At 72.4% G+C, this 21520-nt stretch carries 23 protein-coding genes; 8 read left to right on the forward strand and 15 right to left on the reverse strand.

The genetic code is table 11. The annotated features are described in order from the left end of the window. Window positions 1-61: 61 nt before the first annotated feature. Entirely contained in the window at window positions 62-328 is a 267-nt protein-coding gene (locus BMY61_RS34650; protein WP_052438834.1) for an RNA polymerase sigma factor, read from the reverse strand. A gap of 191 nt (window positions 329-519) precedes the next feature. Here BMY61_RS34650 and BMY61_RS34655 point away from each other — a divergent pair, with 191 nt between their 5' ends. Then, window positions 520-1257 (forward strand): lysophospholipid acyltransferase family protein, encoded by a 738-nt coding sequence (locus BMY61_RS34655; RefSeq protein WP_042449845.1) that lies wholly within the window; start codon window positions 520-522, stop codon window positions 1255-1257. Here BMY61_RS34655 and BMY61_RS34660 read toward each other — a convergent pair. The 4 genes from BMY61_RS34660 to BMY61_RS34675 all read right to left on the reverse strand — a co-directional run bounded on the left by BMY61_RS34660 (window position 1241) and on the right by BMY61_RS34675 (window position 5157). Further along, window positions 1241-1612, reverse strand: coding sequence for an antibiotic biosynthesis monooxygenase family protein (locus BMY61_RS34660; RefSeq protein ID WP_042449847.1), 372 nt, complete (start codon window positions 1610-1612; stop codon window positions 1241-1243). The two genes, BMY61_RS34655 and BMY61_RS34660, sit on opposite strands and share 17 nt — an antisense overlap. Before the next feature lie 98 nt (window positions 1613-1710). Continuing rightward, entirely contained in the window at window positions 1711-2823 is a 1113-nt protein-coding gene (locus BMY61_RS34665) for a hypothetical protein (RefSeq protein ID WP_052438835.1), read from the reverse strand. A 109-nt stretch (window positions 2824-2932) separates the two neighbouring features. Next, entirely contained in the window at window positions 2933-4372 is a 1440-nt protein-coding gene (gene argH / locus BMY61_RS34670) for an argininosuccinate lyase (RefSeq protein ID WP_236656072.1), read from the reverse strand. Between the two features lie 83 nt (window positions 4373-4455). Continuing rightward, entirely contained in the window at window positions 4456-5157 is a 702-nt protein-coding gene (locus BMY61_RS34675) for a TetR/AcrR family transcriptional regulator (RefSeq protein WP_042449850.1), read from the reverse strand. A 105-nt stretch (window positions 5158-5262) separates the two neighbouring features. Here BMY61_RS34675 and BMY61_RS34680 point away from each other — a divergent pair, with 105 nt between their 5' ends. Then, window positions 5263-5811, forward strand: a complete 549-nt coding sequence (locus BMY61_RS34680) for a YbhB/YbcL family Raf kinase inhibitor-like protein (RefSeq protein ID WP_042450040.1) — start codon at window positions 5263-5265, stop codon at window positions 5809-5811. A 15-nt stretch (window positions 5812-5826) separates the two neighbouring features. Here BMY61_RS34680 and BMY61_RS34685 read toward each other — a convergent pair whose 3' ends face one another. After that, on the reverse strand, window positions 5827-7011 hold the full coding sequence (locus BMY61_RS34685) for a trans-sulfuration enzyme family protein (protein WP_042449851.1): 1185 nt from the start codon (window positions 7009-7011) through the stop codon (window positions 5827-5829). A gap of 150 nt (window positions 7012-7161) precedes the next feature. Here BMY61_RS34685 and BMY61_RS34690 point away from each other — a divergent pair, with 150 nt between their 5' ends. Together BMY61_RS34690 and BMY61_RS34695 are read left to right on the forward strand one after the other, a co-directional pair. Next, the gene (locus tag BMY61_RS34690; protein ID WP_236656073.1) at window positions 7162-7632 is read left to right on the forward strand and encodes an Lrp/AsnC family transcriptional regulator; all 471 of its coding nucleotides are present in this window, start codon (window positions 7162-7164) and stop codon (window positions 7630-7632) included. 44 nt (window positions 7633-7676) lie between these two features. Continuing rightward, a complete protein-coding gene (locus BMY61_RS34695; RefSeq protein WP_042449855.1) occupies window positions 7677-9104 on the forward strand; it encodes a cytochrome P450 in 1428 nt (475 codons plus the stop codon). Between the two features lie 58 nt (window positions 9105-9162). Here the strand turns inward: BMY61_RS34695 and BMY61_RS46700 are convergent, their stop codons facing one another. The 6 genes from BMY61_RS46700 to argC form a co-directional block, all read right to left on the reverse strand. Continuing rightward, entirely contained in the window at window positions 9163-10872 is a 1710-nt protein-coding gene (locus tag BMY61_RS46700; protein ID WP_042449856.1) for a hypothetical protein, read from the reverse strand. Between the two features lie 66 nt (window positions 10873-10938). Further along, window positions 10939-11478, reverse strand: a complete 540-nt coding sequence (locus BMY61_RS34705) for an arginine repressor (protein ID WP_042449858.1) — start codon at window positions 11476-11478, stop codon at window positions 10939-10941. A 14-nt stretch (window positions 11479-11492) separates the two neighbouring features. Then, window positions 11493-12674, reverse strand: a complete 1182-nt coding sequence (locus tag BMY61_RS34710; RefSeq protein ID WP_042449860.1) for an acetylornithine transaminase — start codon at window positions 12672-12674, stop codon at window positions 11493-11495. Next, window positions 12671-13621, reverse strand: coding sequence for an acetylglutamate kinase (gene argB, locus BMY61_RS34715; protein ID WP_042449862.1), 951 nt, complete (start codon window positions 13619-13621; stop codon window positions 12671-12673). Before argB ends, BMY61_RS34710 begins: the two co-directional genes overlap by 4 nt. Window positions 13622-13641: 20 nt before the next feature. Further along, window positions 13642-14823 (reverse strand): bifunctional glutamate N-acetyltransferase/amino-acid acetyltransferase ArgJ, encoded by a 1182-nt coding sequence (gene argJ, locus BMY61_RS34720; protein WP_236656074.1) that lies wholly within the window; start codon window positions 14821-14823, stop codon window positions 13642-13644. Further along, window positions 14820-15860 (reverse strand): N-acetyl-gamma-glutamyl-phosphate reductase, encoded by a 1041-nt coding sequence (gene argC / locus BMY61_RS34725; protein ID WP_042449863.1) that lies wholly within the window; start codon window positions 15858-15860, stop codon window positions 14820-14822. Before argC ends, argJ begins: the two co-directional genes overlap by 4 nt. A 167-nt stretch (window positions 15861-16027) precedes the next feature. Between argC and BMY61_RS34730 the strand changes: the two genes are divergently transcribed. Beyond that, window positions 16028-16690 (forward strand): class I SAM-dependent methyltransferase, encoded by a 663-nt coding sequence (locus BMY61_RS34730; RefSeq protein ID WP_042449864.1) that lies wholly within the window; start codon window positions 16028-16030, stop codon window positions 16688-16690. Here the strand turns inward: BMY61_RS34730 and BMY61_RS34735 are convergent. Then, the gene (locus tag BMY61_RS34735) at window positions 16681-17508 is read right to left on the reverse strand and encodes an SDR family NAD(P)-dependent oxidoreductase (protein ID WP_042449865.1); all 828 of its coding nucleotides are present in this window, start codon (window positions 17506-17508) and stop codon (window positions 16681-16683) included. The two genes, BMY61_RS34730 and BMY61_RS34735, sit on opposite strands and share 10 nt — an antisense overlap. Before the next feature lie 176 nt (window positions 17509-17684). Between BMY61_RS34735 and BMY61_RS34740 the strand changes: the two genes are divergently transcribed. Beyond that, window positions 17685-18542, forward strand: a complete 858-nt coding sequence (locus BMY61_RS34740) for a 3-hydroxybutyryl-CoA dehydrogenase (RefSeq protein WP_042449866.1) — start codon at window positions 17685-17687, stop codon at window positions 18540-18542. A 117-nt stretch (window positions 18543-18659) separates the two neighbouring features. Continuing rightward, the gene (locus tag BMY61_RS34745; protein ID WP_042449867.1) at window positions 18660-18860 is read left to right on the forward strand and encodes a hypothetical protein; all 201 of its coding nucleotides are present in this window, start codon (window positions 18660-18662) and stop codon (window positions 18858-18860) included. A 15-nt stretch (window positions 18861-18875) separates the two neighbouring features. Here BMY61_RS34745 and BMY61_RS34750 read toward each other — a convergent pair whose 3' ends face one another. Next, window positions 18876-19067, reverse strand: coding sequence for a DUF1059 domain-containing protein (locus BMY61_RS34750; RefSeq protein ID WP_042449868.1), 192 nt, complete (start codon window positions 19065-19067; stop codon window positions 18876-18878). Between the two features lie 63 nt (window positions 19068-19130). Beyond that, entirely contained in the window at window positions 19131-19979 is an 849-nt protein-coding gene (locus tag BMY61_RS34755) for a hypothetical protein (protein WP_042449869.1), read from the reverse strand. 323 nt (window positions 19980-20302) lie between these two features. Here BMY61_RS34755 and BMY61_RS34760 point away from each other — a divergent pair, with 323 nt between their 5' ends. Beyond that, window positions 20303-21517, forward strand: coding sequence for a hypothetical protein (locus BMY61_RS34760; protein ID WP_042449870.1), 1215 nt, complete (start codon window positions 20303-20305; stop codon window positions 21515-21517). The last annotated feature ends 3 nt before the right edge of the window (window positions 21518-21520 follow it).

Raw genomic sequence — 21520 nt, forward strand, 5'->3', positions numbered from 1 at the left:
GGGCCGTCCGCACATCGTTGGTTGCTCGCGCGGTTCCCCGCGCCCCTGAACGTCGTTGCACCTAGATGTCCGGGTTCAGCATCCGCCGCAGACAGGCCAGGCAGCGGGAACGCGTTGGCCCGATGCTGCCGCGCGGGATGTTCAGGGTCTCGGCGAGCGAGCCGTAGTCCGCACCCGGGTCGTCAAGCTGCGCAGCCATCAGACGCGCACAGCGGGTGGGAAGGCGTGCGACCGCGGCGCGCAGCGCCGTCGCGCGCTCCCTGGCGAGGTGGCGGGCCTCCGGGCAGCCGCCCGGGCGGGGAAGCCGCAGGCCGACGGGGATCTCCATGCGGGAGCAGACGCGCCCGGGCCCGGGGCCGACTCCCGCCGCAGTGCGGAATCACTCCGTCGGCGTACCGCTCTTCATCCAGTGATCAACGGAATGTAACCCGGGGACAGGTGCCCGCGTACCGATCGGTAACAGAAGCGGACTAGGATCACCACATCCCGCGATCGAGCCTGGCCCACGACGGAGGCACGGTGTTCTACTGGACGCTCAAGAGGATCATTGTCGGCCCGCTGGTCCGCACGCTGTACCGGCCGCGGGTCACCGGCCTCGAGAACATCCCCGTGGACGGCCCCGCGATCATCGCGCCCAACCACCTCTCCTTCTGCGACTCCGTGTTCCTGCCGCTGGCCGCGCCGCGACAGGTCCACTACGTGGCCAAGGAGGAGTACTTCATCGGCAAGGGCGTCAAGGGCCGGCTGATGGCGTGGTTCTTCACCGGCGTGGGCGCCGTTCCGGTGGACCGGAGCGGCGGGCGCGCGTCGATGGCGGCGATCGACACCGGGATGGCCCAGCTGAAGAAGGGTCGGCTCTTCGGCATCTACCCGGAGGGCACCCGCTCCCCCGACGGGCGGCTGCACCGCGGTCGCACCGGCGTCGCGCACCTCGCGCTCGCCAGTGGCGCGCCGGTGATCCCGGTCGGTCTGGTGAACACCGACCAGGTGCAGGCCAACGGCAGCATGCGCTGGCGTCGGCCGTTCCGGGTCCGCCCGGAGATCCACTTCGGCAAGCCGCTCACCTTCGAGCGGTACGAGGGGATGCAGCGCGACCGGTTCGTACTGCGGGCCGTGACGGACGAGATCGTCTCGGAGATCCTGGCCCTGTCGGGCCAGGAGTACGTGGACATGTACGCCACCAAGGCCAAGCTGCTGGCCGCGAAGGCGGCCAAGCCGGCGGACCGGAACCGCGACGGCCTCAAGGACGCGGCGTAGCGGGCCCGGATGTGAACCCGTAGGAGCGCTCGACCTTGGCCACGTGCAGGGCGAACGACGCGTACCAGTGCTCGCGTCCGTACGCACGGGCCAGGGCGTGCTCCATGTGCTCCCGCCAGGCGGCGATCGACTCCTCGTCGCGCCAGTACGACACGGTGACCCCGAGGCCGTCCGCGCGCCGGGCGGCGTCGACCCCGAGGAAGCCGGGCTGATCGGCCGCCAGCTTCATCAGGCGGTCGTCCGTCTCCTGGTAGCCGTCGGGGCCGCCCTCCGCGGCGGCCCCGCTCAGCACGGCGGTGAACACCACGGCGTAGTAGGGCGGGGCGGGCAGCGAGGCGGGCGTGGGATCGGGCACGGAGCTCCTCCTACGGACGACAGCGTCTGTAACGTGTCGAACGATCTTGGAAGCGATCTCGTGCCCGACGCGAGGCCACCCCGCCCCCCACGCGACGGTCAGAGCCGGCGGAAGAGCGAGTTGAGCGACTTCACGGCGGTGTCGGCCAGATTGGTGAGTGCCTGGCCGAGCTCGTCCAGGTCCTCTGCGAGGGTGCTGGGCTCCGCCGAGGCCGAACTCCGCTGCTCCTGCTCGGCCTTGGACACGGCCGTCACGCCCCGGTAGCCGACCGGGCCCTCGTTGACACGCTGCGACCAGCCCTGGAAGGAACTCCCGTTCGGCGTCAGGCCGATGGACGCGGAACAGGCCCGTTGGTCGGTCCAGGAGACGCGGTCGAGACCGGAGTCGTCGCCGGTGGCGAGGTGGAGGGTGAGCGGCCCGCCCTGGTGCCAACGGCCGCCCCATCCCGCCTCAGTGGTGAAGCAGGCTGTCGTCGCCGGGTCGGCGTCGCCGGGGAAGGCCCGGCGGTCCGCCAGCGTGCCGCGCAGTTCGTACCAGCTGCCGTCCACGTCGCGGATGTGGCCGTAGAAGGTGTTCAGCTCCAGCGCGAAGCAGACCGACGCCTCGGCGCCGGAGCGGGCCCGCCAGTCGAGGCGGGACGGCATCGCCCCCTCGCCCGAGTCGATGTGCAGCCGCCAAGCCGCCGCCGGCTCCCACTGCTCCGCGCCGGGGGCGCGGCGGTCGGTGCGGTAGGTGAGCAGGGACGAGGCCACGGAGTCCGCGAGCCACGCGCGTTCGGCGGCATCCCGGTCCCAGACGGCCTCGGCGAACACGCGGTAGAGCCACAGCTGCGTGCGCGCGTCGGGCGCGCTGCGCAGGGTCAGGGTGTTGGTCGCACCCGGGCGGAGCAGATCCGTCGGGACGGCGAAGGTGAGCTGCTGCGGAAGGTCGCCCCCGCCGGGTATGCGGAAGTCGGCGACGACCACCTTGGAGTTGACCGCGAGCTCCAGCGGCGCGTAGCCGGGCCGCGGCCCGAGCTTGGAGACAAGCGCGCGGACCTTCACCGTCAGCTCGTCCTTGACGCCCTCCTTGGGCACCTCGAACTCCACGGTGACGGTCCCACCGGCGGTCACCGCGAAGTGGTCCCGGTCGAACCGGGCGCCGGCGCTGGTGACGACGGCGCCTCCCGCCCGGGGGACGGGAGAGGAGAACTCGACGAAGACAGGCTGCACACTCGACTCCAAGGGACGTTGCACGATCCAGGGCGCGGGGAACCACGCGGCCGACCACTTTAGGTGGATGACCTGCTCACCCCTGCATAGTGCAACGTCCCACTGACACTCAGCGCTTCGCGTCGAGCCAAGCCTGCTGCAGCGTCAGGTCGGTCCTGACCTCCGTCAGCTGGACCGCCACCGCGTCCGGCGCCGTCCCGCCGCGGCCGTTGCGGGCGGCGATCGCGCCGTGGACGGAGAGGACCTCGCGGACCTCGGGGGTCAGCAGCGGGCTGATCTCGGCGAACTGGGCGTCGCTCAGGTCCCACAGCTCCATGCCGCGCGGCTCGCAGTACTTGACGCAGGCGCCGGCGACCTCGTGGGCGACACGGAACGGCAGGCCGCGCTTGACCAGCCACTCGGCGATGTCCGTGGCGAGCGAGAAGCCCGCGGGCGCCAGCTCCTCCAGGCGCTCCTCGTGGACGGTCAGGGTGGCCATCATGCCGATGAACGCGGGGAGCAGGACCTCCAGGGTGTCGCAGGAGTCGAAGACCGGCTCCTTGTCCTCCTGCAGGTCGCGGTTGTAGGCCAGCGGCAGCGCCTTGAGGGTGGCCAGCAGGCCGGTCAGGTTGCCGATGAGGCGGCCGGACTTGCCGCGGGCGAGCTCGGCGATGTCGGGGTTCTTCTTCTGCGGCATGATCGAGGAGCCCGTGGAGAAGGCGTCGTGCAGGGTGATGAAGCCGAACTCCTTGGTGTTCCAGATGATCACCTCTTCCGCGACCCGGGAGAGGTTGACGCCGATCATCGCGGTGATGAAGGCGAACTCGGCGACATAGTCGCGCGAGGCCGTGCCGTCGATGGAGTTGGCCGCCGAGCCGCCCTCGAACCCGAGTTCGGCGGCGACGTACTGGGGGTCGAGGCCCAGCGAGGAGCCGGCCAGCGCGCCTGAGCCGTAGGCGGAGACGGCGGTGCGGGCGTCCCACTGGCGCAGCCGCTCCGCATCGCGGGAGAAGGCCTGGACGTGGGCGAGCACGTGGTGGGCGAAGAGCACCGGCTGCGCGTGCTGGAGGTGGGTGCGGCCGGGCATCGCGGTGTTCGGGTGCGCCTCGGCGAGGCCGACCAGGGTCTGCTGGAGCTCCAGCAGCAGGGCGCCGATGGTCCGGGCGTGGTCGCGCAGGTACATCCGGCCGAGCGTGGCGATCTGGTCGTTGCGGGAGCGGCCGGCACGAAGCTTGCCGCCGAGCTCGGCGCCGAGCCGCTCCAGCAGGCCGCGCTCCAGCGCGGTGTGGATGTCCTCGTCGGCGACGGTGGCGGTGAAGGCGCCGGACTCGACGTCGGCGAGCAGCGCGGTGAGCCCGTCCAGCATGCGGGTCAGCTCGTCGTCGCTGAGCAGGCCGGCGCGGTGCAGGACCTTGGCGTGGGCCTTGGAGCCGGCGATGTCGTAGGGCGCGAGCCGGAAGTCGAAGTGGACACTGGCCGACAGCCTGGCCAGCGCCTCCGAGGGGCCGTCGGCGAAGCGGGCGCCCCAGAGCCGGACGTCCTCGTTCTTGGCACCGGCGGACTCGCTCACGGCTGTCTCCATTCACTCAGGGCGGATGGCATAAGTATGCACGGCACCGTATGAAATTCAAAAGCCGGGGTCGTCGGCCCCCCTCAGGCGAGCAGCCCCCGCAGGGCGCGCGTGACGATGCGGTCGAAGAGCTCGTCCGGCGACTTGGAGCCCTTCGACGGCCGTGCGTCGATCAGCGCCGCGGCCAGGTGGGGCTGCTCGCCGGTGGCCGCCACGTGCGCGAGGTAGAGCTGCTGGGCACGCCGCCACGGTGGCGGCTCCTCCGCGTCCTCCTGCTGGGCGAGTTGGGCCCGCACCAGAGAGGTGATCAGCGACATCAGCACCGAGACGCCCTCCAGCTTCTGCCGACCGCTCAGCGGCAGGTCGACGAGGGTGGCCAGGCAGCGGTCGAGAAAGCCCAGCGTGTGCGGCCCGACCGGGACGCTGCCGTTGAAGACGTCCAGCAGCCAGGGGTGCCGCAGGCAGACACCGCGCGCCTGGCGCGCGAGGAGCAGCAGGTCGTCGAGCCAGGCGCGGCCACCGATGCCCTCGTAGGAGATCTCGGCGTTGACCCGGTCGACCATGAGCTCGATCAGCTCGTCGCGGGTGGTGACGTAGCGGTAGAGCGAGGCGGGCGCGGAGCCGAGCGACCGTGCGACGGCGCGCATCGTCACGGCGGCGAGCCCCTGCGCGTCGGCCAGTTCGACCCCGGTCTCGGCCAGGCGGTCGCGGTCGAACCCGGGGGCCGGTCCGCGTCCGGAGCGCTCCGGACGGAGCCAGATGCTGGTCTCAGACTGCTCGGGCATCGACCGACCCTTCTTTTCTGCGAACGCCGTATGCAGTACCTTAGTGGCATCACTACTGCGAACAACGATCGCAGAACGAGGAGAGGGAACCGCACTGTGGCGATCATGGGACGGCTGCTCAAGAACAAGCGCGCCGGCGAGGAGCGGGTCGCCTGGTACCGCCCCAACCTGGGCGGGCCGGACACCCTGGAGCTGACCAGCGAGGCCTTCGAGCACGAGGCGAGCATGCCGCTGACCCACGCGGGCCGGCGCGCGGGAGGGGACAACACCTCCCCGGCGCTCACCTGGTCCCCCGCACCGGAGGGGACGGCCCAGCTGCTGCTGGTCTTCGAGGACCCCGACGTGCCGATGTCCAACCCCGCGGTGCACACCGTGGCGCTCATCGACCCGAAGCTCACGACGCTGCCCACCGGCGGGCTCGACAAGGGCAGCCCCGCGCAGGGCGTGCAGTTGCTGCGCTCCACCATGAGCAGCGGGTACTTCGGCCCGGAGCCGATCAAGGGCCACGGCCCGCACCGGTACGTCTTCCAGCTCTTCGCGCTCGCCGAGCCGCTGGGCGACGACGCACGGCAGGCCCGGCCGCGGGCCCTCCTCGACGCCGTCGCGGGCCCGGTCCTGGCCCGCGGACGGCTCGACGGGATCTACGAGCGCTGAGCGCTCGCGCGCAGGTCAGGCCAGCGCCTGGGCCAGGTCCTCGTACAGGTCCTCGACGTCCTCCAGGCCGACCGAGACACGCAGCAGCGACGGGTGCGGGCGGGCCTCCGGGGCGACGGGGCGGTGGGTCAGCGAGGCCGGGTGCTGGATCAGGGTGTCCACGCCGCCCAGCGAGACGGCGTGGGTGATCAGCCTGCAGCGCTCGGCCGCGCGGGCCGCCGCGTCGAAGCCGTCGCGCAGCGAGAAGGCGAGCACCGACCCGGGCAGCGACTGCTGGGTGCCGATCAGGCCGAGCGGGTCGCAGTCCGGCAGGCCCGGGTAGTAGACGCGCTCGACGGACGGCTGGTCGGAGAGCCACAGGGCGAGCTTGCCCGCGCCCTCGGACTGGTGGCGCACCCGCAGCGGCAGCGTCTGCAGGCCGCGGTGGAGCAGGTAGGCGGAGAGTGGGTGCAGGATGCCGCCGGTGACGGCCCGCACCGGGCGGATCTTCTGCGCCCAGGCGTCGCTGGTGGCCACCACGCCCGCGAGGACGTCGCCGTGACCGCCGAGGTACTTGGTGGCGCTGTGGACCACGATCGTTGCGCCGTGGCGGATCGGCTGCTGCAACACCGGCGTGGCGAAGGTGTTGTCGACCAGCAGCGGCACGTCGCCGCAGCGGGCGGCCAGTGCGCCCAGGTCCACCAACTCCAGCGTCGGGTTGGCGGGCGTCTCGACGATCACCAGGCCGGTGTCCGGGCGGATCGCGGCGTCGACCTCCTCGGCCGTCGCCCAGGTGACCTCGGTGCCGAGCAGACCGGTGGCCAGCAGGTGGTCGGTGCCGCCGTAGAGCGGACGGACCGCGACGACGTGGCCCTTGCCCTCGGCGCGGGCGGCGAGCAGGCACGCGCTGATCGCGGCCATGCCGGAGGCGAACGCGACCGCCGCCTCCGCCCCCTCCAACTCGGCGAGCGCCTCCTCGAAGCGGGCCGTGGTGGGGTTCCACAGGCGCTGGTAGACGGCGCTGCCGCCCTCCGGGATCAGCCCGCCGGTGGCGAGCGCCTCATAGCTGTCACCGCCCGTTCCGACGCCCGGCAGCGGGTTGGTCGTCGACAGGTCGATCGGCGGGACGTGCACGCCCAGGCCGCGCAGGTCGGTGCGACCGGCGTGGACGGCACGCGTGTCACCGCGGGTCTGCGCTGACAAAGACTGGGCAGACAGCATGGGGAGTCCTCCTCGTCGAGGGCTGTGTGGTGCCGTGGGGTGACCCCAGGATGAAGATCTGGCCTGTTGGACGCCACACTTCCGCAGAAGATTCGGATCCGGCGCGTCGGACGGTGTACATGTTCGGAACCGGACGGCACGATGGGCCCTGTGCCGAAGAATCCGCAGCCCGCCCTCGCGCCGGTCGACCGCGCCATCCTGCGTCTGCTCGCCGAGGACGCGCGGATGCCGAACAACGCGATCGCCGAGGCGGTGGGCATCGCGCCCTCCACCTGCCTGGCGCGGATGCGGGCCCTGCGCGAACGCGGGGTCATCCGGGGTTTCCACGCCGACGTCGACCCGGCCGCGCTCGGGCTCGGGATCCAGGCGATGATCGCGGTGCGGCTGCACGCCCACACCAAGGAGCGGATCTCCAGCTTCACCGCCGAGATCCCGCACCTGCCCGGCGTCGTCGCCGCGTACCACCTGGCCGGCGCCGACGACTACCTGCTGCACGTGGCCGTCCCGGACACCGACGCGCTACGCGACTTCGTCCTGGACCACCTGACCGCGCACCCGGCCGTCGCCCACACCGAGACCAGTCTCATCTTCGGGCACATGCGCGGCGAAGCCGTCTCCTGACGACCACTCTTGAGACCTGGTCCGGCTGCCGTCATCCTGTCGGCGTGACCTCAACTCTGGCCTCCGCCAAGGGAAACACACCCGAGCCCGCCGGCCCGCGCGGCCTGCCGTTGCTGGGCAACCTGCCGGCCCTGGCACGCGACCCGCTCGGCTTCTTCTGCCACCTGCGCGACACCTACGGCGACTGGGTCCCCTGGGCGATGGGGCCCAAGCCGTGCCTCTTCGTCTCCCGGCCCGAGGACGTCAACGAGCTCCTGGGCGGCGTCGAAACCACGTTCAGTCCCTCGGAGTTGGGCTGGGCGTTCCGACACGTCCTGGGCGACGGCGTGGTCACCAGCACCGGCGACGACTGGCGGCGCAAGCGCGCCCTGGTGCAGCCCTCGGTGCGGCCGCGCCAGGTCCGCTCCTACGCGACCACCATGGTCGAGTGCGCCGACGCCGCGGCGTCCCGCTGGCAGGACGGCCAACGCGTGGACGTGCAGCAGGAGATGACGGCTCTGACGCAACGCGTGGCGGTGCGGACCCTGTTCGGCGTCGAGACCGCCGGGCGCGAGGAGACGATCGCGCGGGCCATGGCGGTCGCCCAGCAGGAGATCGGCGCGGAGCTGCGGGGGGCGACGATCTTCCTGCCGCCGTGGGTGCCCACCCCCGGCCGTCGCCGACTGCGGTCCGCCGTGGCGGAGTTGGACGCGGAGATCGCGCGGATCATCGCCGAGCACCATGCCGCCGAGGCCGCGGGCGAGGAACGTGACGACCTGCTGAGCCGACTGCTCGCCGCACGAGACGAGGCGGGCGCGCCCCTCTCCGACCGCGAGCTGCGCGACGAGTCGATCACCCTCTACATCGGCGGCCACGAGACCACCTCGACGACCCTCACCTGGGCCTGGCACCTGCTCGCCGGCTCCCCCGAGGCCCGTGCCCGCCTCGACGCGGAGCTCACCGAGGTCCTCGACGGCGGCCGTCTGCCCGGCTTCGACGACTACGCGCGCCTGCCGTTCACCCAGGCGATCGTCAAGGAGTCGCTCCGCCTCTACCCGCCGATCTGGCTGATCACCGCGGTCGCCCGCGCCGGCGCGACCCTGGGCGGCCGGCCGGTCCCGGAGGGCACGACGGTCTGGTCGAGCCAGTGGTCCGTCCACCGCGACCCCAGGCTCTTCCCCGAGCCGGACGTCTTCCGCCCCGAACGCTGGGACCCGGACGCGCCCACCCCCGTCCCGGACCACGCCTGGTTCCCCTTCGGCGGCGGCCCCCGCACCTGCCTCGGCACCCGCTTCGCCCTGGTGGAGGCGGCCCTCGTCCTCGCGACCCTGGCGCAGCGCTGGCGGGTGGAGACCGACCCGGGCGAGGTCAAGCCCTTCACAGGCCTGACCCTGCAGCCGGCCCGCCCGATCGGCGCGACACTCCGGGCACTTCCACAGCCACGCCGGGCGCCGGAGACCCCGGAAACGAGCAGGGCGCCGGAGCAGGCCTAGCCGCGCCGAGGCCGCCGGAGGAGGCGCCGGGGGCGGCTGGGCACCCCCAGGGCAGGCCCTAAGGCGAGCCAGGGGGCGGAGGTGGAGGTCCCGGAGGTGAGTCGGGCGGCGGGGGTGAGTCGCGGGCCGGCGGCGGGGGTGGTGGGGCGTGGCCGGAGGGAGTGGGCCAGAAGACCGGTCGGCCGGCGGCCGACGGGAGGGCCCATTCCGGCCCGGGCGTCCGTGGGGCGGGCCCGCCGGGGCCCTGGTGGCGCGGCGTGCGTCGGGCCACCAGCAGGCCCGACGCGATGCTGAGACCGAGACCCAGCAGGGCCCCGAGCACGGCCAGGCGGGACGCGGTCGTGAAGCTGTCCGGCGCCGCGGCCGACCAGCCGAGGTACGGGGCCAGGGCCAGGCCGCCGGAGAGCGTCCCGGCGACGGCGACGGTGACGAACCCGCGCACCCCTGCGCGGTCCCTGGCCGGGCGGCTGGCGACGACCGCGCCGACCAGGGCCGCCGCCAGGAGCGCGCCGTAGAGCGCGAGGTCCGGCGCCTGGTACCCGGTGTACGCGTACCGCTCGACCAGCGCGAGCACGGCCAGCGCCGCGAGACCGGAGCCGGGGAGGTAGACGAACGGCCAGCCGTGGTCCAGCCGCCACTGGACGGCACGCCGGACGACCAGGCCGCAGACGCAGCCCCAGACCATGGCCAGCAGGTACTCCAGGCCGACCTGCCGGGCCAAGCCCGTCAGCGGCACCGGCTCCGCGGTGAGGCGCGTGCGGGGACGGCTCCAGTGCCCGGCCGCGTCGCGCACGAGCAGGCCGTCGGCCTGCTCGTCCACGAGGACCGCGAACCCGCCGGGGACCGCCTGGACGACCAGGCCCCGCGCCCCGTATGCCGGCTCGTCGACGGCGTCCTGGAGGAAGCCGGGGTGGACGGACCGGGCTCGGTAGAGGCTCCGACCGGGGCTGAGCTGCCAGGCGTCGCGCCAGATGACCCCGCCGTCGGTGGTCTCCTCCACCAGCGGCTCGGACTGCGGCTCCGCACGGAAGCAGTGCAGCGGCGCCCCAGGCACGCACGCGGAGAGCGTCGCCATGGAGCCGGGTGGGATCTTCTCGCGCAGGGACGCCTTGTCGGTCCGCCAGGTGCGCCCGCCGTCGTCGGTGACCGCCTGGGGCAGCAGCGCGTCCTTGGCGCCCGTGGCGCTCTGGCCTGCGGGCACGAGGTAGACGTGCCCGTTCGCCACCGCCAGGGCCGGGAAGCGCTGGGCCGGGAGCGCCGAGGTGGCCGCGGTGCCGGCGACGAGCAGGGCGACCGCCACCAGTGCCCGCACCCGTCGGGCCCCCGCGGCCGGGACCGGACGGATCCGCGCCCGGCGCCAGGTGAGCCAGGCCAGGGCGAGGGCGGGCAGGGCGAGCAGATCGGTCGGGTCGGCGACCATCCGGGACGGGATGCCCGCCGACGACCAGAGCCGGGAGGCGAGTTCGGCACCCGCGGGCGAGGACTTGACCAGGACGAACCCCACGCCCGTGGTCAGCAGGGCGGCCAGCGCCTGGCGGTCGGAGCTGTGCCCACGGATCCAGGACAGGACCAGGGCCACCAGCGGTGGCGCGACCAGCATGCCGGCCAGGTCGCTGAGCTTGCCGCTCACCGGTCCAGGCCAAGTCTGCTTCAGTACGTGGTCGTTGACGACCAGCACGGCCAACGCTGCCAGCGTGCCCGGCCGGCCCGCCCAGGCGAGCGCGGCACCGGCCTGAAAGCGCCCTCTTCGGGCGTCGGCATCCCCCATGGACCCCAAGTGTCCGCCACGTTGATCACGACGCGGCCACACCGGGGTTGCGCCCGTGCAGAGAACTCAGGACTGGGCGAGCCGCAGCAGGTACTGGGCCAGGTCCTGGCCGCCGTTCGGGTCGCGGCTGATGACCAGGACGGTGTCGTCGCCCGCGATGGTGCCGATGATCTCCTCCACGCCCGACTGGTCGATCGAGGAGGCGAAGAACTGCGCCGCCCCCGGCGGGGTGCGCAGGACGACGAGGTTGCCGGAGGCCGTCGCCGAGACGAGCAGCTCCGCTGCCAGGCGGGCCATCCGGGTCTCCGAGGCCGACTCCCCCATCGGGGCCAGCGGCGTCCGGTTGCCGCCCTCTGCCGGGACCGCGTAGATGAGGGCGCCGTCGGAGTTGCGGATCTTGACCGCGCCGAGCTCGTCCAGGTCACGCGAGAGCGTGGCCTGAGTGACCGTCAGCCCGTCGTCGGCGAGCAGCTTGGCGAGCTGGCTCTGGGAACGGACGGGCTGACGCGTCAGCAGCTCCACGATCCGTCGGTGGCGCGCCGTGCGCGTCTGCGGCAGTTGCGCTGCCGAGGACGTCGCCGGTGCGTCGCGATGGGGTTCGGTCATGGAGCAAGTGTCCCTTACTTGATCGAGCGGAGCACACCCGGGAGGACCGCGAGCAGGGCGTCCACGTCCCGCTCGGTCACGATCAGTGGCGGGGCCAACCGGATGACGTCGGGGGCTGCGGCGTTCACCAGGAAGCCGGCCCGCTGCAGGGCCGCCTGGAGCTCACCCGCGACCGGACGGGTGAGCACGACACCGATCAGCAGACCGGCCCCGCGCACGTGGTCGACGAGGGGGTCGCCGAGGGCGGTGATCCCGGTCCGCAGCCGCTCGCCCACCTTGGTGACGTGGTCCAGCAGGCCCTGCTGCTCGATGGTGTCGAGGACGGCGTTCGCCGCCGCGCACACCACCGGGTTGCCGGAGAAGGTCGAGCCGTGGTGGCCGGGCTTGAACAGCTGCGCGGCGTCGCCGAAGGCGAGGGTCGCGCCGATGGGCAGGCCACCGCCGAGGCCCTTGGCCAGGGTGACCACGTCCGGGTCGACGCCCTCGGAGGCCTGGTACTGGAACCAGTGGCCGCAGCGGCCGATGCCGGTCTGGATCTCGTCCAGGATCAGCAGCGCGCCCTTGGCGCGGGTGATCTCCCGGGCCGCGAGCAGGTAGTCGTCGGGCGGGACGACGACGCCGTTCTCGCCCTGGATCGGCTCCAGGATGACCGCGGCCGTCTCCTCGGTGACGACGGCCCGCAGCGCCTCGACGTCGCCGTAGGGGACGTTGGTGACGTCGCCGGGCAGCGGGTGGAAGCCGTCCTGCTTCTTCGGCTGCGCGGTGAGCGCGAGCGCGCCCATGGTGCGGCCGTGGAAGGCGCCGAGTGCGGAGACCATGTGGGTGCGGCCGGTCAGCCGGGCCAGCTTGAAGGCGGCCTCGTTGGCCTCGGCACCGGAGTTGGAGAAGTAGACCCGCGCGTCCTCCCGGCCGCTCGCGGCGACGAGCCGCTCGGCGAGGCGGATCGAGGGCTCGGCCATGAAGAGGTTGGAGACGTGGCCGAGGGTGCCGATCTGCTGCGTGACGGCGGCGACGATCGCCGGGTGCGCGTGACCGAGCGAGTTGACGGCGATGCCGCCGAGGAAGTCGGTGTAGCGCTTGCCCTCGGCGTCCCACACGTGCACGCCCTCGCCGCGGACCAGCGGCAGCCGCGGCGTGCCGAAGTTGTCCATCAGCGCGTGCTGCCAACGGGCCGTCAGATCACTGTTGTTCGTCATGCCAACCCCCCGGCCATCACGGTCGCTTCGATGTTGTCGGTCTCGGCGTCGGGCATGACCATGGTGCCGATGCCCTCGTCGGTGAAGATCTCCAGCAGCAGGCTGTGCTGGACCCGGCCGTCCAGGACGCGAGCCGTGCCCACACCCTCGCGCACCGCGCGCAGGCAGCCCTCCATCTTCGGCAGCATGCCGCTGGCCAGCGTGGGCAGCAGCTTCTCCAGCTCGGAGGCGGACAGCTGACTGATCACGTCGTCGGAGTTCGGCCAGTCGGCGTAGAGGCCCTCGACGTCGGTGAGGACCACGAGCATCTCGGCCTGGAGCGCCACCGCCATCGCGCTGGCGGCGGTGTCGGCGTTGACGTTGTAGACATGGCCGTCGGAGCCTCGCGCCACCGAGGAGATGACCGGGATCCGGCCGTCCTCGATCAGCGCCTTGACCGCGCCCGGGTTGACGTTGGCGATGTCGCCGACCAGGCCGATGTCGACCTGCTCGCCGTCGACCTCGGCGAAGCGCTTGATCGCCGTCATGGTGTGCGCGTCCTCGCCGGTCATGCCGACGGCGAAGGGGCCGTGCTCGTTGAGCAGTCCGACCAGGTCGCGCTGGACCTGGCCGGCCAGCACCATCCGGACCACGTCCATGGTCTCGGGGGTGGTCACCCGCAGGCCGTTGGTGAAGCTGGACTCCAGGCCCAGCTTGGCGAGTTGGGCGCTGATCTGCGGACCGCCGCCGTGGACGACGACCGGCCGCAGGCCGGCGTAGCGCAGGAACACGACGTCCTGCGCGAACGCGGACTTCAGCTGGTCGTCGACCATGGCGTTGCCGCCGAACTTGATGACGACGGTCTTGCCGTGGAAGCGCTCCAGCCACGGCAGGGCCTCGACGAGGGTGAGCGCCTTGGGGAGCGCGGTGTTGTTGCGGGCCTGTTCGCCCTTGGGTGCGATCTGCACGTCAGGTCCTTGGCTGGTGATCAGCTGGAGTAGGCGCTGTTCTCGTGGACGTACTCGGCGGTGAGGTCGTTGGTCCACACCGTCGCGGCTTCCTTGCCCGCGTTCAGGTCGGCGGTGATGACGACCTCGCGGTCCTTCATGGAGACCAGCTCGCGGTCCTCGCCGACGCCGCCGTCGCGGCAGACCCAGACGCCGTTGATGGCGACGTCCAGCCGGTCCGGCTCGAAGGCGGCGGCGGTGGTGCCGATGGCGGACAGGACGCGGCCCCAGTTCGGGTCCTCGCCGTGGATGGCGCACTTGAGCAGGTTGTTGCGGGCGATGGAGCGGGCGACCTCGACGGCGTCGGCCTCGCTGGCGGCGTTCACGACGTCGATGCGGATGTCCTTGCTGGCGCCCTCGGCGTCGCCGATCAGCTGGCGGGCCAGGTCGGCTGCGACCTCGCGGACGGCGGCGGCGAACTCGTCGGCGTCCGGGACGATGCCGCTGGCGCCGGAGGCGAGCAGCAGCACGGTGTCGTTGGTGGACATGCAGCCGTCGGAGTCGACCCGGTCGAAGGTCTTGGCGGTGGCGCCGCGCAGCACCGCGTCCAGCTCGGGCGCCTCGACGAGCGCGTCGGTGGTGATCACCACGAGCATGGTGGCCAGGCCAGGCGCCAGCATGCCCGCGCCCTTGGCCATGCCGCCCACCGTCCAGCCGTCGCCGTGCGCGACGGCGGTCTTGTGGACGGTGTCGGTGGTCTTGATGGCGACGGCGGCCTGCTCACCACCGTCCTCGCTGAGCGCGGCGGCGGCGGTCTCGACGCCGGGCAGCAGCTTGTCCATGGGCAACCGGACGCCGATGAGGCCCGTGGAGGCGACGGCGACCTCGCCGGCGCTGAGCCCGAGCACCTCCGCGACCTTCTCGGCGGTGGCGTGGGTGTCCTGGAAGCCGAGCGGGCCGGTGCAGGCGTTGGCGCCACCGGAGTTGAGGATGACAGCGCTCACGGCGCCGCCCTTGACGACCTGCTGGGACCAGAGGACCGGCGCGGCCTTGACCCGGTTGGAGGTGAAGACGCCGGCGGCGGCGAAGGACGGGCCCTCGTTGACGACGAGCGCGAGGTCGGGCGTGCCGGAGGCCTTGATCCCGGCGGTGACGCCCGCCGCGCGGAAGCCGCGGGCCGCCGTGACTCCGACTCCGGGGTTGGTCACGGGGTTCTGGCTCACGGTGCGACTCCTGTCTGCGGAAGGCCGAGCTCCTCGGGCAGGCCGAGGGCGATGTTCATGCTCTGGACGGCGCCGCCGGCGGTGCCCTTGACGAGGTTGTCGATGGCGGCGATGGCGATGATCCGGCCGACGCTCTCGTCGAAGGCGACCTGGACCAGCGCGTTGTTGGACCCCTGGACGGAGGCGGTGGCGGGCCACTGCCCCTCCGGGAGCAGGTGGACGAAGGGCTCCCCCGCGAGCGCCTCGGCGTAGGCGGCACGCACCTGGGCGGCGGTGACGCCGGGCTTCGCCTTGACGTTGCAGGTGGCGAGGATGCCGCGGGACATCGGCGCGAGGGTCGGCGTGAACGAGACGGCGACGCGCTCGCCCGCGACGGCGGAGAGGTTCTGCGTCATCTCCGGGGTGTGGCGGTGGACGCCGCCGACGCCGTAGGGGCTCATCGAGCCCATGACCTCGCTGCCCAGCAGGTGCGTCTTGGGCGCCTTGCCGGCGCCGGAGGTGCCGGACGCGGCCACGACGACGGCCTCGGGCTCGGCGAGCCCGGCGGCGTAGGCGGGGAAGAGCGCGAGGGAGACGGAGGTCGGGTAGCAGCCCGGCACGGCGATGCGCCTGCTGCCCTCCAGCGCCTTGCGGCCGCCGGGCAGCTCGGGCAGGCCGTAGGGCCAGGTGCCGGCGTGCGGGGAGCCGTAGAAGTTCTCCCAGTCCTCGGCGCTGTGCAGCCGGAAGTCGGCGCCGCAGTCGACGACGAGCACATCCGGGCCCAACTGCTCGGCCACGGCCGCGGACTGGCCGTGCGGCAGGCCGAGGAAGACGACGTCGTGGCCGGCCAGCGTCTCGGCGGTGGTGGGCTCCAGCACGCGCCCGGCCAGCGGCCACAGGTGCGGCTGCAGCTCTCCGAGCGTCGTCCCGGCGTTGGAGCCGCCGGTGAGCGCTCCGATCTCGACGGCGGGATGCGCCAGCAGCAGGCGCAGGACCTCGCCCCCGGCGTACCCGCTCGCCCCGGCGACCGCCGCCCGGTACGTGGCCTTCGCTGCCATGTGCTGCCTCCTCGTGTTGGGATAACTATACGAAGGACAGCACATTCATGCAATCAAGGTCCGCGAGGTGGGGTACGTGCCATATCTGCGGAATCGGCAGTGCGATCCCCGCCGAGTCAGTAGCGTTTCCTGCGCCCGAAGATCCCTGACCTGAGGCGGTCGACGCGATGCCCACACCTCGTTCCGTCCGCAACCGGTTCGTCGACGCGCCCGGCTCCGTCGGCGAGCGGCTCCGGACGGCCCGCTGGGAACGGTTCCGGCGCTGCTTCCCTCGGATCGAGTCGATGCGGGTGGTGGATCTCGGCGGGACCGCGTCGATGTGGCTGCGCGCGCCGCTGCGCCCCAAGCACGTGCACCTGATCAACCTGGAGCCGCACCCGGCCGAACTCCCGGACTGGATCACCGCGGAGAACGCCGACGTGACCGATCCGGCCGTCCGCGCCGGGCTGGGCGAGTACGACCTGGTCTTCTCCAACTCGACCATCGAGCACGTCGGCGGCCACAGCCAGCGGCAGCGGTTCGTCACCGCGGTCGAGGAGCTGGCCCCCCACCACTGGATCCAGACGCCCTACCGGTACTTCCCGGTCGAACCGCACTTCCTCGCGCCCGGCTTCCAGTTCCTGCCGCTGGCCGCCCGCGCGCGTCTGGTGCGGCACTGGCCGCTCACCCACAGCCGGCCCGGCACGGCGGAGGAAGGACTGAACGCGGTGCTGAACATCGAGCTGCTGACCCGCGCCGAGATGCGCTACCTCTTCCCCCGTTCGGTGCTCACCTCCGAACGGGTCGCCGGCCTGACCAAGTCGCTGATCGCGGTCCGCACTCAGGCGTAGGCGCCGAGCGGGTCCTGATCGCCGTAGGTGCGCAGGCGCAGCGTGCGCGCGTCGCGCTCGCGGATGAGGTCGGCGTCGCGCAGCAGCGCGTCGAGGTCGTCCTGCCCGAGGTGGACGAAGCGGCCGTGGAGCGGGTCGAAGCGGCCGCGCGCCACATCGACCACGGTGCTGACCAGGTACGGGATGCTCCCCCAGTGCACCATGCCCTCGAACATCGCCATGCCGGCGGTCATGTCCGTGGCCACCGCGCCCGGGCTGATGTCCAGCAGGGTCACCCCGTGCGGGCGCAACGATTCTGCAAGGTTGTCGCTGAGCCGCAGCAGCGCCGCCTTCGAGGTCGCGTACGCCGAGTAGCGGCCGTCGGGGCGCAGGGCGAAACCGCTGTTGAGGTTGACCACCCGCCCGGCACCGCGCTGGACCATGCCGGGCAGCACGGAGCGCAGCAGATTGAACGGGCCGCGCAGGTTCGTCTCCACCACCTGCCACCACTGCGTCTGGTCCGCCTCCCACAGCGGCACCTCGGCGCGGTCGACCTGACCGGCGTTGTTGACCAGCAGGTCGATCCGGCCCAGGTCGCGCTGGACGCTGTTGACCGCCGCCTTCACCTGCCCCGGATGTGCGACGTCCGCGGCGAACGCGACGCACTTCACACCGTGGCGTGCGCAGGCGCGCAGGGTGTCGGTGAGGGTGTCGCGGTGGCGGCCGAGCAGCCCCACGTTCATGCCCTCCTCGGCCAGTCCGAGGGCGATCTCCCGCCCGATTCCCCGTCCGGCGCCCGTCACCAGCGCGGACTGCCCTTCCAGTGTCCGCAGGCCCATGGCCCCGCCTCCCTCCCGGTTGGGTGTGATTCGTCCGTTTCATCGTCGCCCGCCGTCGGCAGGTCCGGCGGCGGACACGCGGGCGGCCAGGAGGTAACGTCGGGCCGTTGCACTGAATTGAATGGAAGTCCTAGGACTTTAGGACTCCTCGTCGAACGGAACTGGGGAAGCCACACGTGAGCGACATCGCGCGAGTAGGAGTGGTCGGCTGCGGCCTGATGGGGTCCGGCATCGCGGAGGTCTTCGCGCGCTCGGGACTGGACGTCAAGGTCTCCGAGGCCACCGGCGAGGCGCTGGAACTGGGACGCACCCGCATCACCACCTCTCTCGACACCGCGGTCCGCCGCGGCAAGCTCAGCGAGGAGGACCGCGACGACGCGCTGTCCCGGATCTCCTTCACCACCGAACTGGCCGACTTCGCCGACCGCGACCTGGTCGTCGAGGCCGTCGCCGAGCGCGAGGACATCAAGGTCGCGATCTTCGAGACGCTCGACCGCGTCGTCGAGCGGCGTGACGCGATCCTGGCGTCCAACACCTCCTCGATCCCGATCGTCAAGCTCGCCTCGGCCACCAGCCGGCCCGAGCAGGTGCTCGGCATCCACTTCTTCAACCCGGCACCGGTGCAGAAGCTCGTCGAGATCATCCCGACGCTCACCACCTCCGCGGAGACCGTCGCCCGCGCCGAGGCGTTCACCCGCGGGGCGCTCGTCAAGGACCCGATCCGCGCCCGCGACCGCGCCGGCTTCGTCGTCAACGCGCTGCTGGTGCCCTACCTGCTCTCCGCGGTCCGCATGTTCGAGTCCGGCATCGCCACGGCCGAGGACATCGACAAGGGCATGGAGGCCGGCTGCGCCCACCCGATGGGCCCGCTGCGTCTGTGCGACCTGATCGGCCTGGACACCATCGTCTCCATCGCCGACTCGATGTACGAGGAGTTCAAGGAGCCCCTGTACGCGGCCCCGCCGCTGCTGCAGCGCATGGTCGACGCGGGCCTGCTGGGCCGCAAGTCCGGCCGCGGCTTCTACCAGTACTGAGCGAGCACTGTCCGTACGCAAGATGTCGCAGAGCGTGCGCACAGGGGGGACTGCGGGCGTCCGGTTTCGGTACGCTTCCGGTGTGCACACGCTCTGTCCGACCGCGGGACCGCTGTGGTGACCGCGGTCTGGTGCCTGCTGGCCGCCGTCTGTGTCGCCGGGGCCGTCCTCGTCACGCCGCGGCTGCGGGCGTGGAACCGGCGCAAGGCGGCCGAGCACGAGGCCTGGCTGAACGACATCCAGGCGGGCGACCGTGAGGTCAGCCTGATGGAGGAGATCCACCGGCGGCGCTCGCCGCAGCACGAGCGCCGCGAGTAGTGGGAACGGTGGGGATCAGGCGCCGGTCAGCGCCTCGTCCTTGAGGGCAGCGCGGATCTCGGTGCGGAGCTGCGGGGTGTCCGTCTCCCCGTGGACCGAGACGGCGTGTTCGGCGGCGGCGCGGACGACTTCCTCCTCCGCACCGGAGATGGTCAGCGTGCAGCCCGACTCGCTGGGAAAATCACGGCAGTCGGCAACCTTGCGCATGGGATGCCTCCTCTCCTTGCTGCTCCCAGTATCGACCCGGGGGTCCGCCGCCGCCCGCAGGCGTCAGGCGGTGCGACCCTCCGCGACGTTCGGGTCGGGCCGCAGGCCGTCCAGCGGGTCGCCGGGGCCGCGCGGGTCCGGCGCGGGGACGAAGGTCAGCTGCACCATGCCGCGAGTGGTGCCCTCCGGCGGGTTGCCGGCCCGGTGCAGGCAGCGGGTGGTGTTGACGAAGGCGCCGTGGCCCGCGGGCGCGACGAACGGCACGACCCGCCGGGGGTCGTCCAACTGCCGTCGGGCCGGCCCCTTGGCCCAGCCCTGCCCGAGGAAGCCGCTGCGCATCAGGCGGCGGGTGCTCGGCACGGGGTGCAGCCGGAACGCCCCTCCCTCCGCGGTCACCCCCTCGCTGATCTGCACGAAGTACTTCAGCGTCGAGGTCGGATGCTGGTCGCAGTGCCAGAGGTTGCCGTAGTGGTGGAAGCCGCGTTCGTGCTCCGGGAGGTGGGCGATCCGCCACATCCGGACGTGCTGCACCCGCCACCGGCCGCCGTAGTAGGCGTCGAGCGCGCTCAGCACCGGGGCGTTCAGCAGCTCCCGCAGGACCGGGACCCGGTCCACCGGGTCGAGCACGTAGCGGACCGCGTCCTTGATCCGGCCGCCCATGTCGACGGTGACCGTCGGGTCGTCGATGAGCTTCTCGTAGCCGGCCCGGACCTCCTCGATCAGGCCGGGGCGGTAGCCGGGGTCCAGCACGGCGAAGCCGTTCCGGTCGGCGGCGGTGGCCAGCGCGTGCCCGGCGGCGTCGGCGGGGACCGCCGGTACGGAGCGGGATCGCGCCAACACACGTTGCTGACCGCGGTTGTTCTCGTGCCATGCGTCGTTGCCCCAGTAGAGCCGCGCCGCTTCCAGTGCCACCAGGCCCGGAATCCTGCCGTCCCCCACCTGACCTCCCCCGTCTTTACTGGATCTCCACAAGGTAGAGGCAGCGGACGAGACGATCAATACCCCTGACAAGTAAGGTTTCTGACTCCCAAGCGGCCGTGCACAGGCAAGGACAAGCGGCTATCCAGCCCTTTTGAGCTGGCCTCAGAAGTGTTGTGGATCAGCCGAGTTCCGCAAATCGACGCCCGCCGGACACATGTGTGCTTATTGTGTGGGCGTACGCTGCGTCGAGAACGCGGCCTTCTCTGCACGTCCCTCTCAGCACGTCCTGTCTCCCCGACGCGGTGAAGGACTTGATGACCACCACACGCACCAAGGCCGTTGTCGCGGCCGAGACCGACCTTTCCGCGCTCCTGGACCGCCTGCTGCGGCTCGCCGAGACGGGACTGCCGGCCATGTACCGACCCGAGCGGAAGACCTTCGTCTTCACCCGGGCCGCCGTGACCCCGGCCGTGCTCGGCGCCGAGCCGCGGCTGGAGGACCGTGGCGAGAGCGTGCGCTACGCCGCCATCACCGTGCTGGGCGCCAAGCTGCTGCCCGAGGACCGGCAGCGGCCGATCTTCGGCGGCCTGACCGCGGCGGAGTACGCGGGCGTCCTGGTCGAACAGCTGCCCGGCGTCGGCAATCTCGGCGACGCCGCGCTGGTGACCTGGGCCGCCGCGGACACCCGCCACCCGAAGCTCGACGACGCGCTGGCCCGGCTCGCGGCGCTGGACGACCTCGACGAGGGCGCCGCACAGCCGCGCTACACCGTCGAGGCCGCCTGGGTGCTCTCCGCGCTCTGCGCAGCCCGCGGCCTGACCGACGCGACCGGTGTGGAACGCCGCCTGCAGACCGCCCGGGACCGCCTGCTGCGCGCCCGGCTCGGCGCCGGCCCGCTCTTCCCGCACGCGACCGGCCCCGGCCTGCTGCCCTGGTACCGGGCCCATGTGGGCTGCTTCGCCGACCAGACCTACCCGCTGCAGGCGCTCGCCCGGGCGCACGCGTCCACCGAGGGCGGCGACCCGGCCGCACTGGCCGCGGCCGACGCCTGCGCCGCCCGCATCTGCGAGCTCCAGGGCGAGGGCGGCCAGTGGTGGTGGCACTACGACGCCCGCCACGGCACGGTCGTCGAGGGTTACCCGGTCTACAGCGTCCACCAGCACGCGATGGCCCCCACCGCACTGCTCGACCTCACCGAGGCCGGCGGCGCGGACCACGGTGAGGCGATCCGGCGCGGACTGCGGTGGATGACGCAGGTGCCGGAGCTGCGCGAGGCGCCGGGCGGCGGCACGCCCGAGCCGATGATCCACGACGACCTCGGGGTGACCTGGCGCAAGGTGTTCCGCGGCGACCCGCGCAAGGCCGTCCGCGCGGCACGCGGCGTGGGCAGCCTGCTCGTCCCCGGCCTGCGCCTGGAACCCCTGGAGCGGCTCTACCCGCCGGTCGCGCTGGACCGCGAGTGCCGTCCCTACGAGTTCGGCTGGATGCTGCACGCCTGGCTCGGCTCGCTCGACTCCCCTGAGAGGTAGGGA

Origin of the sequence: Streptacidiphilus jiangxiensis (assembly GCF_900109465.1) — a bacterium.
In the GTDB taxonomy this organism is placed as follows: domain Bacteria; phylum Actinomycetota; class Actinomycetes; order Streptomycetales; family Streptomycetaceae; genus Streptacidiphilus; species Streptacidiphilus jiangxiensis.